This window comes from Candidatus Nitrosomarinus catalina, from assembly GCF_002156965.1.
GTDB lineage: Archaea > Thermoproteota > Nitrososphaeria > Nitrososphaerales > Nitrosopumilaceae > Nitrosopumilus > Nitrosopumilus catalinensis.
Genome location: NZ_CP021324.1, coordinates 532,629 through 548,879, shown reverse-complemented (window position 1 = coordinate 548,879; position 16,251 = coordinate 532,629). Strand labels below are relative to the sequence as shown.

17 protein-coding genes are annotated in these 16,251 nt (G+C 32.2%); 5 read left to right on the top strand and 12 right to left on the bottom strand.

The window, feature by feature from the left end:
- Positions 1–14 precede the first annotated feature (14 nt).
- From NMSP_RS03220 to NMSP_RS03190, 7 genes are all read right to left on the bottom strand, one after another.
- Positions 15–1,862 (bottom strand): WD40/YVTN/BNR-like repeat-containing protein, encoded by a 1,848-nt coding sequence (locus tag NMSP_RS03220; protein ID WP_192866210.1) that lies wholly within the window; start codon positions 1,860–1,862, stop codon positions 15–17.
- A 127-nt stretch (positions 1,863–1,989) separates the two neighbouring features.
- On the bottom strand, positions 1,990–2,910 hold the full coding sequence (locus NMSP_RS03215; RefSeq protein ID WP_086907418.1) for an EF-Tu/IF-2/RF-3 family GTPase: 921 nt from the start codon (positions 2,908–2,910) through the stop codon (positions 1,990–1,992).
- 245 nt (positions 2,911–3,155) lie between these two features.
- The gene (locus tag NMSP_RS03210) at positions 3,156–3,908 is read right to left on the bottom strand and encodes a DUF726 domain-containing protein (RefSeq protein WP_086907417.1); all 753 of its coding nucleotides are present in this window, start codon (positions 3,906–3,908) and stop codon (positions 3,156–3,158) included.
- A 2-nt stretch (positions 3,909–3,910) separates the two neighbouring features.
- Positions 3,911–5,566 (bottom strand): methionine--tRNA ligase, encoded by a 1,656-nt coding sequence (gene metG / locus NMSP_RS03205; protein ID WP_086907416.1) that lies wholly within the window; start codon positions 5,564–5,566, stop codon positions 3,911–3,913.
- Positions 5,567–5,630: 64 nt separating this feature from the next.
- The gene (locus tag NMSP_RS03200; RefSeq protein ID WP_086907415.1) at positions 5,631–6,014 is read right to left on the bottom strand and encodes a CBS domain-containing protein; all 384 of its coding nucleotides are present in this window, start codon (positions 6,012–6,014) and stop codon (positions 5,631–5,633) included.
- A 44-nt stretch (positions 6,015–6,058) separates the two neighbouring features.
- Positions 6,059–6,646, bottom strand: coding sequence for a hypothetical protein (locus NMSP_RS03195; protein ID WP_192866229.1), 588 nt, complete (start codon positions 6,644–6,646; stop codon positions 6,059–6,061).
- Between the two features lie 32 nt (positions 6,647–6,678).
- A complete protein-coding gene (locus tag NMSP_RS03190) occupies positions 6,679–7,029 on the bottom strand; it encodes a transcriptional regulator (protein ID WP_086907414.1) in 351 nt (116 codons plus the stop codon).
- A gap of 98 nt (positions 7,030–7,127) precedes the next feature.
- Here NMSP_RS03190 and NMSP_RS03185 point away from each other — a divergent pair, with 98 nt between their 5' ends.
- Positions 7,128–7,640: a cupredoxin domain-containing protein gene (locus NMSP_RS03185; protein WP_086907413.1), complete on the top strand. Its 513-nt coding sequence runs from the start codon at positions 7,128–7,130 to the stop codon at positions 7,638–7,640.
- Positions 7,641–7,860: 220 nt separating this feature from the next.
- Here the strand turns inward: NMSP_RS03185 and NMSP_RS03180 are convergent, their stop codons facing one another.
- The gene (locus NMSP_RS03180; protein ID WP_086907412.1) at positions 7,861–9,102 is read right to left on the bottom strand and encodes an adenosylhomocysteinase; all 1,242 of its coding nucleotides are present in this window, start codon (positions 9,100–9,102) and stop codon (positions 7,861–7,863) included.
- Positions 9,103–9,177: 75 nt separating this feature from the next.
- Here NMSP_RS03180 and NMSP_RS03175 point away from each other — a divergent pair, with 75 nt between their 5' ends.
- Positions 9,178–9,480, top strand: a complete 303-nt coding sequence (locus NMSP_RS03175) for a Rieske (2Fe-2S) protein (RefSeq protein WP_086907411.1) — start codon at positions 9,178–9,180, stop codon at positions 9,478–9,480.
- 6 nt (positions 9,481–9,486) lie between these two features.
- Here NMSP_RS03175 and NMSP_RS03170 read toward each other — a convergent pair whose 3' ends face one another.
- Together NMSP_RS03170 and NMSP_RS03165 are read right to left on the bottom strand one after the other, a co-directional pair.
- Positions 9,487–9,978 carry a tetratricopeptide repeat protein gene (locus NMSP_RS03170; protein ID WP_086907410.1) on the bottom strand — a complete coding sequence of 164 codons (492 nt, stop codon included), beginning with the start codon at positions 9,976–9,978 and terminating at the stop codon, positions 9,487–9,489.
- 12 nt (positions 9,979–9,990) lie between these two features.
- A complete protein-coding gene (locus NMSP_RS03165; RefSeq protein WP_192866209.1) occupies positions 9,991–10,737 on the bottom strand; it encodes a class I SAM-dependent methyltransferase in 747 nt (248 codons plus the stop codon).
- Positions 10,738–10,841: 104 nt separating this feature from the next.
- Here NMSP_RS03165 and NMSP_RS03160 point away from each other — a divergent pair, with 104 nt between their 5' ends.
- Positions 10,842–11,633, top strand: coding sequence for an NAD+ synthase (locus NMSP_RS03160; RefSeq protein ID WP_086908361.1), 792 nt, complete (start codon positions 10,842–10,844; stop codon positions 11,631–11,633).
- Position 11,634: 1 nt separating this feature from the next.
- Positions 11,635–13,023 carry a cysteine--tRNA ligase gene (gene cysS / locus NMSP_RS03155; RefSeq protein ID WP_086907408.1) on the top strand — a complete coding sequence of 463 codons (1,389 nt, stop codon included), beginning with the start codon at positions 11,635–11,637 and terminating at the stop codon, positions 13,021–13,023.
- Between the two features lie 4 nt (positions 13,024–13,027).
- Here the strand turns inward: cysS and NMSP_RS03150 are convergent, their stop codons facing one another.
- On the bottom strand, positions 13,028–13,633 hold the full coding sequence (locus NMSP_RS03150; RefSeq protein WP_086907407.1) for a nitroreductase family protein: 606 nt from the start codon (positions 13,631–13,633) through the stop codon (positions 13,028–13,030).
- A 109-nt stretch (positions 13,634–13,742) separates the two neighbouring features.
- Here NMSP_RS03150 and NMSP_RS03145 point away from each other — a divergent pair, with 109 nt between their 5' ends.
- Positions 13,743–14,216: a hypothetical protein gene (locus tag NMSP_RS03145; RefSeq protein WP_086907406.1), complete on the top strand. Its 474-nt coding sequence runs from the start codon at positions 13,743–13,745 to the stop codon at positions 14,214–14,216.
- Positions 14,217–14,453: 237 nt separating this feature from the next.
- Here the strand turns inward: NMSP_RS03145 and NMSP_RS03140 are convergent, their stop codons facing one another.
- Positions 14,454–16,178, bottom strand: a complete 1,725-nt coding sequence (locus NMSP_RS03140) for a DEAD/DEAH box helicase (protein WP_086907405.1) — start codon at positions 16,176–16,178, stop codon at positions 14,454–14,456.
- Positions 16,179–16,251: the final 73 nt, after the last annotated feature.

Below are 16,251 nucleotides of genomic sequence, written 5' to 3'. Positions count from 1 at the left end.
GAATTCATTTTCTGTCAATTATTTATCAAATGCTCAATTGAGACAATCATGTCTCCCATTGTAATTTTGTCTTCAGTTACCCAAACTGCCAAATTTGTTACCCATGTAGGTATATCTTCATCTGGAATTCCTAAAATTTTTGCAAGCTCTGAAACGTCTTGTTGGGAACCAGTCCAATCTGAAACTACATCATTGAGCATTGACTCATCATAAAATCCCAAAACCTTTTGATTTACATTTGATTCAAAAACTAACGGCTCGTTTCCAGATACTTTCAAAGTTAGTGGAAGTGCAACTTTGAAAAAGTTTCCAGACCTATCAGTTCCTTGAACCCAGACATCAGTTGTCTGCATTGGTTGCAAGAACTTCATCTTAAAGGAAATGGTAAATGTTCCAACTAATCCATCAAGGTTTGGAGCTTGTCCACCTTCAACATACTCTGCAGATTCCTCAATTACAATATCAGCTGGTGACCATTCTACAGTTTGATCATAATCATAAAACAAATCCTCTCCAGTTTGATGCCACTCATAAAATGTTGTACTGACCTTTCCATACTCGTCAAAATTGTTTGCATAAAAATTATTCATGTCATTTGGTTTTTGTAAGAAATTTGTGTACGTACCACTGTCTGCAATTCTCTCCAAAGTTCTGTTGTCAGTTAACTCTAAAATAATCTCAACTTCATCACCAGGGTCTGCAATTATCGGAGTGATGTCATCATCAAACATTGGGTATGGGGATTTTTGATCAAAGTGCCAAATTTCACTGGATGTAGATATGCGTTGAGTGTCAGAATTTTGAGATGTTATGTGGACTTCAACTTTGGTTAGTTTTGGTGCCTCACAGTCATAACATGTATCTGAACTGCTCTCTTTTTCTTCCCCTGTTGTAGAATCTTCAGAGGATACTGAACCTGCAAATACTATTGTTCCTGAACTGCCAACAGCTACACCGTTACTTGCATCACTCATTGAGACTCCGCGCATGTTAGTGGTACCTACATTTGTTGTAGTAGCAGCAGTCCAAGTATCCCCACCATCACTAGTGTATACTATTTGAGTTCCACCAACAGCTACACCGTTACTTGCATCACTCATTGAGACTCCGCGCATGTGAGTGCCAGCCACATTTGTTGTAGTAGCAGCAGTCCAAGTATCCCCACCATCACTAGTGTATACTATTTGTCCTGAATCACCAACAGCTACACCGTTGTTTGCATCACCCATTGATACTCCGTACAGGTGAGTGGCACCTACATTTGTTGTAGTAGCAGCAGTCCAAGTGTCACCGCCATCACTAGTGTATACTATTTGTCCTGATCTGCCAACAGCTACACCGTTACTTGCATCACTCATTGAGACTCCGCGCATGTAATTGGTACCTACATTTGTTGTAGTAGCAGCAGTCCAAGTGTCACCGCCATCACTAGTGTATACTATTTGTCCTGAATCACCAACAGCTACACCGTTGTTTGCATCACCCATTGAGACTCCGTACATGTTAGTGGTACCTACATTTGTTGTAGTAGCAGCAGTCCAAGTATCCCCACCATCACTAGTGTATACTATTTGTCCTAAATGACCAACAGCTACACCGTTGTTTGCATCACTCATTGAGACTCCTTCCATGTGAGTGCCAGCCACATTTGTTGTAGTAGCAGCAGTCCAAGTATCCCCACCATCACTAGTGTATACTATGGTTCCTGTATGTCCAACAGCTACACCGTTACTTGCATCACTCATTGAGACTCCGCGCATGTAATTGGTACCTACATTTGTTGTAGTAGCAGCAGTCCAAGTATCAGCTGCAAATGCATCAGATGGCACATGAACAAGTAATGAGGATACGGCAAATAACATGATAAGCAAATGAATGCGATTCTTTCCAAGTTTCATAAGATCTGATCGAAGTTTTTTCTAGTATGTATAATTTTCAAAAATATTAGGCGTAAATCTGGTCATAATTAACCAAAAGTGGCAATACAAACTATAGAATTTTTCCGCTACCCAATATTCGGATAGTAGTAGATTCAGGTTTTAAGATTACTGCAATATCATTTTTCTTGCAAACAATGGGTTTCTCAAAAACTAATTTTAATGGAGTTATGGAGGAAAACTTTGCAGCTTTAGTTTGTAATCCAATATTTACAAGGCAGCCTTGATTTTCAGTAATTTCACTTTTGTAAAAGGGGCTTTTCTCAAAATCAAGTTCAATCTCAGTTTTAATTTCAACTGCACCTTCAACAGAAATTACATCACCGCGTCCAACTTCATCAGGTTTTGCACCCTTTACTGCAAGACCAACTCGAGCTGGACAAACAGATTCTGATACAGGATCATCGTGCATCTGAATTGATTTTATTAAAACATCAATGTTATGAGGATATAATTTCAAATTATCATATTGTTTAATTGTTCCATTTGATACTTTACCCAAAATAACAGTTCCAACACCTTTGACATCAAAACAATGATCAATCAACAATTCAGCAGGATTATCATTTGTGATTGGCTCAAGGGCATTCATCTCTTCTTTAATTTTATCTTGTTCAACACGAGTATAATTTTCAACAACAGTTCCCTTGATCATCATGTTCAGTTTTGATTCATCAACATCAAATGTATGAGAAAGAATTCCTTTTTCTTTTTTTAGAGAATCCAAGGCAATAATTTGTTCTCCAGTAAATTTGTCTAGTTTATCTACATGAAAGATTACATATTCAGCTAAATTAATTGCCTGAAATAGAGGTTGAATTTTTTCAGGAAATCCATTTGGGATTACCCAAGTTTTGATAATATCAGACTCTTTCCTGTCATACAGAGTCAAATCAGACTCTGTACCTTTTTTTCCAAATTCGGATGCAATATCTTGCTTACCTAATACAACAAAATTGATAGATTTTACCATTAATAATAAAACAAAAAAATCGTTCTTATGAATTTTTGAATTTAAGATAGATGATTAATGCTTGTGGTTTTTGATACAACTATCACAATATTCATTTCCACATGTATCACAAGAGATTAGCTGTCCTGGCCTATATCCTGTAAAACACTCATCACAACTTGTGCCATTCATAGAAAAATTTAGAATTATAATTTTAAAAAGATATCACTATTTGAGGGGAAATTTAGGCATGTTTTGAAATAAAGTTACGGAAATTTTTTCAAGACAGAGACATAACTTGCAAATCTGTGATTTTTTGGTTTTAGTAAAATCTGATTATATTTTGAAATTGGTTTTCCAATTGCCCCATTTAGTCCCAAAGGACCATTAACGAATTTTTCTTTATCTGCCCAGCCTAAAACCTCATCAGATGGAGCATAATGATTAACAATTTTTTTATTAACAATATTTTGAAGAATCTTTCCATACTTCTTTGATGATGGAACGTCTTCAGTGATAGATGCACCAAAAAAATATACACCCTCAACAATTCCAAAATTACTTTTCTTTTTTGCAAGAAATTCTAAAGTACTCAAGATAACTTGAGTTCCAAGAGAGTGTCCAATTAAACGAATTTTTGTATCAGGACTATCAGATTTAAAATCTTCAATAAATTTTCCCAAGTTACGCCCATTTTTCTTTGCAATGACTTGACCTGCAGCTAATGATCTTTTTGCATATTTCATTAAATGGGCACCAGTAGTGTTTGAATCATAACTGTATCCAATTATAGGATAAGAATATCCCAATTTTTTTAATTTATTTTTTGCCAAAACAACTTTTGCAATTGCGCCAGCATTATCATTTCTTAATCCATGAATCATTATTGTTAATTCCTTTGAATCAATTAATTTTTTGAAATCTTGTTTTGGATAAAGATAGTATGAATTATTTTTGATAGTTTTACCATTTAGTAAATTATAGTATCCACGAGTTGTAATTCGGGGTACAGGTTTCATATTTACTCAGAGGGTCCTAATTCTTTTTTGTATTTTTCAATATCAGATTTTTCAATTCTTGCAAATAATGGTGAGGCATCGCCAAGTGTATGTCCAGATGAAATACTCAATTCAGACTGAGATGACCACAAAACATCAGCCACATTTCCATCTAACCCCAATTGAACCCATATTTTTTGGGCAGATTCAGGCATAAATGGGAATATAGCAATGGCAAAACTCCTAACTGCATTTACAGATAGATATACACAATTTGTAGTTCCAGGACCATTTTTCCAAGGTTCCTTGTGTTGGAAATACTGATTGAAAAATGAAGAAACCTCCATAATTTTCTTTAATGCTCTATCCAAGTGATTTTGCTCCATCAAAGTAGAAACATCAGTAGCAAGTGATTTTATTTTTTGTTCTGCTTCAGAGTCTTTTTCATCAAATGGTTCAGTTTCAGGAATTTTTCCATCAAATGATTTTTTTGTAAATCCTAAAGCACGATTAACAAAATTTCCCAGGTTACCAATTAATTCAGAATTTATTCTAGTTGTAAAATCATCCCAATCAAAATTCAAATCATCTTGAGAATATGGATTAATAGAAACAAGATAAAATCTCAAATAATCAGCAGGGTAGTACTGTAAAAATTGTTTTAATCCAATGTACCAATTCCTACTCTTGGATATTTTTTTTCCTTGAAGTGTAAGATGACCTCTAGTTGGAATGTAAGTAGGTAGTTTGAATTCTTTATTGATTCCCAATCTCATTGCAGGTAAGAAAAGATAATGATGATACACAATATCCTTTCCAATAAAATGATAAATGTCTGCAGAGTTCCAAAACTCTTTTCCATCAATTCCCTTATCATTTAGAAATTTTAATGCAGTTGAAATGTATGCAAGGTGATTATCAAACCATCCATAGAATACCTTACCATCTGCACCATCAAGTGGAACAGGAACACCCCAAGGAATATCTCGAGTAATATCCCAATCAATTAATCCAGATTTAATCCAGTTTTGAACATATTTTTTGACATCCTTTTGAAGAGTAGTAGTTTCTTCTAACCATTCAGATAAAGAATCACCAAAATTCTTGAGTTTAAAGAAATAATGATTAGTTTTTTCTTTTGTTGGGGTTTGGCCACAAAGAGAACATTTTGGATCAGTAATCTCCTCAGGTACACGACCACAACTCTCACATAAATCAGAATATTGGTCTTCAGCCTTGCAATGAGGGCAAATTCCTTTTACATATCTATCAGGAAGGAATTTCTTGTCATTGTTACAATAAAACTGAATTATTTCTTTTTGATAAATATGACCAGCGTCATTTAATTTCTTAAAAACATCTTGTACAAACTCAATATTTTCTGAAGAGCTAGTTTTGTAAAAATAATCAAAATTAATTCCAAATGCTGTAAAATCATCATAATCACGTTTGTTCCAATGAGCAACATAATCAGCAGGAGTTTTACCTTCTTTTTCAGACTGGATTAAGATAGGAGTTCCAAAATCGTCAGATGCACAGACATAGTACGCTTCAACACCATTTTGTTTTAGAAATCTTGTAGTTACATCTGCTGGAAGATAAGTAGATGCAACATGACCCAAGTGAATCTCACCATTTGCGTATGGCAATGCACTTGTAATTATAGCTCTTTTATTCATTATACAGTTCTCAAAAGTAAAATCGGAGTTAAGAAGTTTTACCAACCTCTAGTCATTATGAAATTTACACAGTGAGATCAGACATTATAATAATCCCCAATAATTTTTTATCAGAAATAACAGGCAATCTTTTGATTTTATTGTCTGTCATTAATTTTACAGCATTAGAAATTTCTGCATTTTTATCAATTGAGATCAAAGGATAGCTCATTAATCTACTAATTGGCGTGTCAATTGGATATGCATGAGAACCAATTTTTATTGTAAAATCTCGGTCAGTAATTATTCCCACAAACTTTTCATTTTGAACAACTATTACTGCTTCAGCATCACATGTTTCCATAATTTTTGCGGCATCAGAAGCTGTTGCAGTTGATTCTAAAGAAAGAACTGAAGGGTTCATTACATCTTTAATTTTTTTAGTTTCTAAATATGGATCAAATTGCATTATTGACCTTTATTCACATCATATTTCAATACATTAACTAAATTTCAACTTTGAAAATCATGTTCGTTAAAATCTGAACCTAATGAAACTTTCAAAATTACTGTAGAGTCTGTAGTTTGAAAATTCAATTCTTTATCAGGTAAGAAACTTCGGAATACTTGTTTTAGTAATTGTTCGGTAAATACTGACCATTTTGTTCCTAAATCATGTTGAATTAGAAATGTGTGTACATTTCCGTTAACTCTGTGATCTGAATTCATCCCAGATGCTTTCATATAATCTTCCAATGTTTCAATACATCTTTTCAAGTCATATCCACCTTTGATGAACATCACGGTATCTTTTATGGTAGGGAAAATCAAATTAATTATTTCATCAATTTCTTGTCCGTCCAAATCATCTCCAAGTGATTGCAAAATTCCTATTGGGACTGGAATCAATCCAATTTTTTGTGAAAATCTGTCCCATTGAATGTATTTTTCTAAAATTTGTTTTACTAGTACATTTTGAGATATGCCTTTTTGATTTGCTTCAGTTTCTAATTCTGAAACCAATTTTTCAGATAATCGATAAGTAATGCTCCTAGTTGGATCTTTTTTATTTACATGTACTTGTCGTTTAGATGAATCCATATCTTCAATCAATGTAACAGCCCCATGTGATATTAATTGATGTCTTCTGGTTTTGGATTGTTTAATACACAATCAATTTTTGTTTCAATTACGTCCCAATGGATGTTAATTTCTCGAATTTTACTCATATAAAGAAAATATTTCTTTCCATCTCTGTTAATTGAGCCTGAAATTACCAATAATTTTCCATCACAGAGTTTTTTTATTTTTCGATAAACTGTGCTTAAAGGGATTTTCTCTTCTTGGGCTATAATCATTGCAGATTTGGGCTTATCAAGAGTATTTTTTAAAATTAGTTTGCAATATTTGTCTGCCATACTTTCTAAGATTATTTTCTTTCTTTGTTCATCTGTTATTTTCGTGGTCTGAATTAAATCTAACATAAATAATTTTTTTTCAAATTAGTTATAATACTGATGTTTGCATCGTATTGCAGTGTATTCTAATTTGTTATATTTCAAATATTAAAAAAATAGATATCATGAATAATTTGAAATTGATCTTCTTTTCAATCTCAGTAATTATTTTAATTTCAGTATCCCCAAGCGCCGTAAGTGCAGAAAATGTCCCTGCCTGGATAAAAAATAATGCATTATGGTATGGTCAAGGTGATATTACAGAGACAGAATTTCTTAATTCAATTAAATTTTTGATCGAAAATAATATTCTTGTTTTAGAAAACGATGAACCAATTAAACGAAATCAATTAGAACAAATTATCATTCCTAATGGAAATTATGTTGTCTCAGGTGGAAATTTTTACTTACCATTAAATCTGGAAATACATCCCATGACAACAGTTCAATGGATTAATGATGATATTGTTTTACATACTGTTCAAAGTCAAGATGAATATGGGGGAATAATTGGATTGTTCAATAGTGCTCCTCTAAATACAGGTGAAACATTTGAATTCAAATTCACTGAAGAAGGAGTTTACAACTACTATTGTTCATTACATCCATGGAGAGTTGGTTTGGTTACTGTAAGATAATTTAATTTCATTAATGAGATTCAAGTTCTGTGTTTAATAATTAAAGATATAAAATAAATTTGTGAGGGTGACTCATTTAAAATTAGATTTGTTCAGATCTGCCTAGAATTCAGTCATCCTCAACAATACAAAATAATTTTTTAAAATCAGAAAATATTCTGTAAATTACCGTAATTACAAAAATCGTGCCTAAAGTTGTTTAACTAAATTAACTAACTCTTTACCAGTTATTTGCATATTTTACTTGTTCTGGAGTTAATTTATCAATTTTAACATCCATAGCCTTCAATGCATCAAATGCAATTTGAATGTCAATTTCTTTTGGAACATCAATGATTTTGTTTTCCATTTTTTTATGATTCTTTAAGATGTACAATACAGACAAAAGTTGATTTGAAAATGATTGAGCCATAACCTCTGGAGGATGTCCTTCTGCAGATACCAAGTTAGCAAGACGTCCTTGTCCAATCAAGTAAACTTTTCTACCATTTTTCAAAGTACATTCATCAAGAGTTGGTCTAACTTCTTTAACTGATTTTGATTTCTTTAGCAAAAAGTCTGCATCAATTTCAACATCAAAGTGTCCAACGTTACCCATTATTGCACCATCTTTCATTTTCAAAATGTGTTCTTTTCGAATTACACTGGTCATTCCAGTACAAGTGATAAACATGTCACCAATTTTTGCTGCTTGTGCCATTGGCATTACTTCAAATCCATCCATGTGAGCTTCAAGTGCTTTTACAGGATCAACTTCAGTTACAATTACTTTAGAGCCCATTCCACGACATCTTGATGCAACACCACGTCCAACCCATCCGTAACCAACTACTACAACACGTTTAGATGCCATTAGCAAATTCATTGCACGCAAGTAACCATCAATTGTACTTTGACCAGTACCATATTGGTTGTCAAACATGTGTTTAGTGACAGCTTCATTTACCAAGATTACAGGATATCTTAATTTTCCCTGATTTTCTACTGCTCTAATTCTAGTTACACCTGCAGTAGTTTCTTCAGTTGCTCCTAAAACCTCCATGTCTTTGAATCTTTTATCAAAATGTGCTTTGATGTTCATGTCAGCACCATCATCAGTTAGAATTGTTGGCTTGTGTTTGAGTACTTGATCAATGGACCAATCATAGTCTTTTACAGATTGTCCATGCCATGCATAAACATTGATTCCCTGTGAAGCCAAAAATGCAGCAATATTATCTTGGGTGGTTAGAGGATTACCTCCACAAACTGCAACTGTTGCACCCAATTCTTTTGCACCCATCAGTAAAACAGAAGTTTCTTTTGTAACGTGTAAACAAAAACCAAGAGTAATTCCCTTGAGAGGTTTTGATTTTTTTAATCGATTAATGGTGTTATCTAAAATTTGCATATGAGATCTAGCCCACTCATAAGAGAGTTTTCCTTCCTTGATCAGTTTTGGACTAGACTTTACTTTACTCATGATCAATTGCCCATTTGAGGAGTATAAAATGCTATCATGCGAATCTAAATAAATGACAAAGATTTCCATAAACCAATGGCATGGAAGAAAATTGCAGATAAAGGCGATGTACCAGCAGGTGGAGGTAAAGCATTTAAAATTGATGGAAAACAAATTGCAATTTTTAATCAAGATGGGTATCATGCCATGGATGATCTTTGTGTACACCAAGACGGATCAATTGCACCAGGCAAACTAGAAGGAGACATTGTAGAATGTCCATTACATTTCTGGCACTACAATATCAAAACAGGGGAATTAGTCGATTATCTCAAAGATGTCAAATTAGAGACATACAAAGTTGAGAAAAGAGATGACGGCCTATATGTAGACATTTAGAAAAGATCAACTAGTGATTTCTTTAAATTCATTTAAAAGTTTGATATCAGCAAAATCAATATCACATTTTGCTTGAGTCTTGTAAGAGGAATCAATTTTTATTAATTCTGACAAAATTGCCAACCCATCCTCAATCTTACCTGATTTAATTACTGAAGAGGATTTATTGTATAATGCAGTCTTATTTTGTGGTTTAACTTTCAGTACAATGTCAAAACAATCGATAGCAACGTCATACTGTCTAATATTATGATGACATAAGCCCTTATTCAGCAATGCCAGTAGATTTTCTTTTTCTTGCAAAAGCACTTTCTCATAACAAATTATGGCTTCATCAAATCTACCAAACCTTCCAAAAATATTACCTTTTTTCAATAACGCCTCAAGATGAGTAGGATTTTGATCAAGTACTTTTTGGTAAAAAGATAATGCTTCTTTGGGATTATCTAAATTCAATGATCTTTGGCCATCATTCAGTAATTTTTCTACTTCAGACATGATGAAAAAACCTCAAGCAACTACATTAACAAACACATTTCCAAATGTAAAACATTTGTCATCAACAGTCACGTCAATTGGAATGGGTTCTAAGGAGGTACCAAGAATAGATTTGATTTCATTTTTGGTAAACCACTGACTTCTAAAACCAATACTGTTATGAAAAACTCTATTTGTCTCATCAAAAGAGTCATCATCTATTTGTTTAATCATCGGAATCATAGAACGATATAGTTTTGGTGCAACAAAACCAAAATCATCACCATTAAACATGGTCAAAATTACCAATCCATTTTTTCCAGCAATGGTTTTCATATTGTTAATGAAGTTTAGTCGTTTATCAGATGGAACTACACCCAATGTGTTATATGAACACATTACAATGTTGGAATTTTTTAACTCAAAGTATCGAGGTAGATTTGAATCAGTAAGATCATATTTTAAAAAAGTTATTTCCGACAACCCATCATGAGAAATATTTTTTTGATTTGCGCAATCCAGCATAGTATCAGAGTTTTCAACACCAAGAAACTCAATTGATTCATTACGTAATTTTTTATCTAATGCAAAAACTACTCTACCAGTACCAGCACCCATATCAATTATTGAAAAATTTTTGTGAGAATCACTATGTTTTTGGCACAGAGTATGTAGAATTTCAATTTCTTTTTTAAGATAATTAATGATTAGGGGATTTTGATTATCTTCTACACTTTTATCATAATCAGCAGCCAAACTATCCCACGATTTATTATCCATAAATTTCTCCATTTTTCAATTAATTTAAAGTCTAAGATGATTATTTGATTGAAGACCAGTATTACAGGTCAATTAATATTCCAAGAAATTTTTTAGAAATATCATTGAATCAAGACATCATAAACAAAATTATTTCTCAAGATTATGCTTCAATTACAAATAAAATTGAAGAGTTTATCGAGAAGGAATTAAAGAAAAATAATTCAAAAGGGATTATTTTAGGATTAAGTGGAGGAATTGATTCAGCAGTTTTAACATACATTTGTAAAAGAAAATTCAAAGAAAAAACACTTGCATTAATCATGCCAGATACAGACATCACACCAAATAGTGAAACTCAAGATGCAATGAAAATAATCAGTTTGACAGGAATTGAACATAAACTAATCGACATAAAGCCAATTGTAAATGAATATTCCATGTATTTAGTACCTAATGAAAAATCCAAAGGAAATCTAAGAGCAAGAATTAGATCAAATATCCTCTACTATTATGCAAACATTGAAAATTATTTGGTCCTAGGCTCCAGTGATAAAAGCGAATATCTAATTGGATATTTTACAAAATACGGAGATGGTGCATCAGACATGACACCAATTGTTTCATTGTATAAATTGCAAGTTAGAGAAATTGCAAAATATTTGGGAATACCAGAAAATATAATATCAAAAAAGAGCAGTCCACATCTTTGGAAAGATCATGAAGCAGAAGCAGAACTAGGCACACAATATGAGGAAGTAGATTCAATTTTGTATTGTCTTATTGAAAAAGGACTTTCAATTCAAGAAACTGTAGAAACAACTGGAATAGACAAGGAGATAGTTGAAAAAATTTATAATTTAAACATAAACAGTGAACATAAAAGATTACTACCACAAAAGTGCGATATAAAATAATATGAATATTCAAGATACTCTATCTAATACAGAACAAAAATTAGACAATTCAGAAAAAATCAAGATTTACCTTTGTGGGGTTACGGTATATGATGAGTCACATATAGGACACGCCAGAACAATTATTGTATTTGATGTTCTAAGAAAATATTTGGAAAGTAAGAAGGTGCAAGTAGAATTAATTCAAAACTTTACAGATGTAGATGACAAAATAATCAATCGAGCAAAAGATGAAAAAGTATCAGCACAAGAAATAAGCAAAAGATACATTGAAAATTATTTCAGAGATTTTGATAAACTAAACATTCAACGGGCAACAAATTATCCTAAAGCAACAGAACACATTGAGGATATTATCGAATTTATAAAAAAATTAATTGATAAGGAAATTGCATATGTTTCAGAAAATGGAGTTTATTTTTCAGTGTCAAAATTTCCAGAGTATGGAAAATTATCTAAGAAAAAAATTGATGAGTTGAAATCAGGTTCCAGAATACAAATTGATGAAACAAAAAAAGACCCATTAGATTTTGCAGTGTGGAAATTTTCAGATATTGAACCATTATGGGACAGTCCATGGGGAAAAGGTAGACCAGGATGGCATATCGAGTGCTCAGTTATGAGTATGAAGTATCTTGGCGGGAATTTTGACATTCATGGAGGAGGAAGAGACCTAATTTTTCCACATCACGAGAATGAAATTGCACAGTCTGAGGCACATTCAGATGGTAAGTTTGCAAAAATTTGGATGCATGTCGGCATGGTAACCATTACAGGAGAAAAAATGTCTAAATCTCTAGGCAACACAAAATCAATTAAACATGTATTAGAAAATTGGGGACCAAATATAATTAGATTATTTTGTTTATCCGGACACTATTCAAAAGTAATAGACTATTCAGAAGAGATGTTAAAAGAAAATATTACAAAATGGAGACAAGTAGAAACATGTTATTTTGAATTAATTCATGCTAATAGTAATGAACAAGAAGATATTTCAGAAAAAATTAAAAACATAAGTTCAGAATTTGACAAGTCATTAGAAGATGATTTAAACACACATCTAGCATTGTCTGCATTTTTTCAACTTGTTAAAGAAACAAACAGGCTAGCAGCATCAGAAAAACTAGGAATAGAAAATGCTCAAATCATAATGAAAGAATTTGAAAGAATTTCAAATATTTTAGGATTAGAGATCCCTAAAATGAATCAAGAAGAAAAACAAGAAATAGATAATATGATATCAAATAGAGAAAGGTTTCGAGAAGAAAAACAATTTGAAAAAGCTGATCAAATTAGAGATGAACTAAATGAAATGAACATAGAGCTAATTGATCATAAGGGGAAAACAATTTGGATGAAAAAAGAAAAGATCAAAAAAGATTGTTAAAAAATTAATTAAATTTATTTTTAAAAACTACTTCATCCAATCTCAATTGACCACCACGTTGTTTTGCAGGTTCAAGAGATTTCCCAACAACAATCATCAAAACAATCAAGTGATCATCAGGTAGTTCAATGATTTTTGCCATTTCATCATAATCAAATCCAACCATAGGACATGAATCAAGTCCCATTTGTCTTGCAGCAAGCATTATTGTTTGACCTGCAAATCCACAAGAACGAATTGCCTCATCTCTTCTATTCTGAGGACTATCAGCATATTTTTTTTCCAAAGATGCTTTAACTAATTCCTGTTTTTCAGTAGGATGATTCTTCCAATATCTCAAGGGGTCATCTTTCCAGGCACTCATATTTCCACATAACAAAATGACTAGAGAACCATCAACTGGTTGTGCCTGATTTCTAGCAGCAACTCCAATTTTTTCCTTAATTGACTGGTCAGTAACTGTGACAAATCTCCAGTTTTGTTGATTATAGCTAGTGGGAGAGAGAATAGTTAATTTCATCAAAGAATCTACCTCCTCAGAAGTCATCTTGTGATTGGGATCAAATTTCTTAATTGCACGTCTAGTAGATATTGCTTCAAAGGTATCCATGTACTAACCAAATTCAATTATCAATTTAATTGATTCCAAATTAATGAGAAATGATCGAGTGTATTACAGGATAACCTTTGTTTCATATATTCAAATTAAAAAAAAAGTCATGGGAATTCAAGATTTAAATAAATTATTTGAAATCCATAGAGAAATAAAAAAAATAGATACAGAAAATAAATTTAATTTTGTCATAGATACAGATACAAAAGAAGGAAAGACAAGAATTGTCATAGATGAATTTGGAACATGGAAAAAAACACCATCTTTAACAGAAGAACAAGCGTCAGAATTTAGAAAAAAAGGATTTAGACAATTTGTTCCAGATCTGATCGATTTTAAAAATAAATTGATAATTGAATATCAAGAAGAATGCAAAGGCAGACAAGGAATCCTAAGAAGGCGGGGGAAAATTAACAAAAAAGGCCACGATGAATTTAGTGACGAAGATAAAGATATTTTTTATGAGTTAGCAAATTTTAATCAATTAAAAATTTGGGAAAACACAGATGTCGAGGAACAAAGAAAAGAAATGAAAGAATTTTTAGAAATATTTGCTTCTAAAAATAATTTTAAAAATTAGGAATTAATAAAAAAATACGGTTATGGTAGTGGTTCGTGTCCACGTTTATAGCCACTCCATTTTCTATATTCATAATCAGTTAATGGTGTATCACAACCACACTTACAAACAGTTTTCATAATTAGGCTAAGAACCAAGTCTATTTTTAGATTATCTTTAACTCATACTAGCTATTAATCAAGATCATTTCAATTTATGGAGATCAAAATGATCGGATAATCAAGAAAATTAACAAAATCATTTGGAGTTTATTTTATTCTGGATTTGTGCCAAAATTAAAGCAGCTTTGTCCTTATTCTCATAAGTATCAACAGTTTCATCCATTATTGCATCAATTTCATAACTTTTATCGACTAAAATACTAGCAACATGGTCATCCAAAGTACCATTACCAATCAGATAATATGCAAACACAGTATTTTTTTGACCAATTCTATGAAGTCTATCTTCAGCTTGTCTATGAATGGCAGGACTCCAATCTAGTTCTGCAAAAATTACATATTTTGCTTTTGTTAAATTAATACCAACATTACCAGCACGAATACCTGCAATCATTAATTTAGATTCACCTTTTTGAAATTTATCAATTTGATCTTGTCTTGTTGAATCAGATTGTCCACCAATAATTGAAACAGGTGAAAACTCCTGCAGACTCTCATGAAGTAATTTGTGAATTACTTTATGATGACAAAATACAACAACACTTTCTTCAATCTCCATAATATTTTTTACAAAATTAATTACGTGAGGTAATTTTGCAACACCTGCAATTTGACGTTCACTTTGAATTGCTCTGTGATATGATGCAGATTTTGAGAATTCAGTCTGAGCTTCTTTTTGTTCGTCCTCAAGTTTTTTCCAGATTTTATCTAATTCCTCTAGATAGTAATCCGTATCAGATGCAATTACTTCCTTGTACCTTACTTTATCTTTTAATTCTTTTAGTACGTCAGCTTTCTTCCTTCTAAGCATCACATGCTTTTGTAATTCATTTCTTAATGAGGCACGTTTGTTTTCTAAAACAATTGCTTTTCCTTTATCATTAACATAACAAAAGTATTCACAAAATTCTTTGAAACTTCCCAACAATCCAGGTTTCAAGATATCAATAATTGGCCAAATTTCAGAACCTCGATTATAAATCGGAGTTCCAGATAATCCTATTCTATATTGCACTGTAGATAGTGCGGCCAGTTTTTTCACAGCTTTGTATTTTTGAGTGGTTTTTGACCTCAAATTATGAACTTCATCACAAACAATAGTACGAATTCCCACTTGTTCTAAATCACCAGAGCGTTTGAGTAATAATTCATAATTAATTACGTAAATGTCACTTTTGGGGAGCTCCTTAGATTTACCAGTTCTGATTAATGTGACACTAGGAGACTCAGATTCAAGAATTCTGCCATTTCTACTTTTTTTCTTAAGAAATTTTTCAATTTCACGTTCCCAGTTGTTCAAAGTTACCAAAGGAGCTACAATAAGAACAGGGAATGTTTGTTTTTCAGTTGAAACATAAGACAAAGTTTGAACGGTCTTACCCAAACCCATTTCATCAGCTAACAATGCATTACCAGAAGATTTTAGCAAAAAATCCAAACCTTCTTTTTGAAAATTCATTAATTTTCCTTTAAACTGTTCACCAGGCTTTGCACGTTTCAGCTTGTGTTTAATTGGGGGCAAGGTAGGTTTTGGAGCATATGTTTTTACAATTTTTCTTTGCCATACAGTTTTAGATAATATTTCTAATGGAAATCGATCCATCAAGAGTTTTAATTGTTTAATACTATCAGTAGAATCCTCAATTATTACTTCATTTTCATTTTCACCATACCAAGCCTTAGAAGATAGACTAGAGATTTTATCAATAGCAAGTTTCCCGGTGATCTTCCAGCACCATAATTTGGAATACTTATCTTGAACATATTCCAATGTACCAAAGTTTTCTAGCGATGTGGTCATAATTTGTAGCTGTAATTTTTTTTTGTCTTATGAATCTTCAGGTTGTAAAAAAGATTTTGAAAAAAAAGAAAAA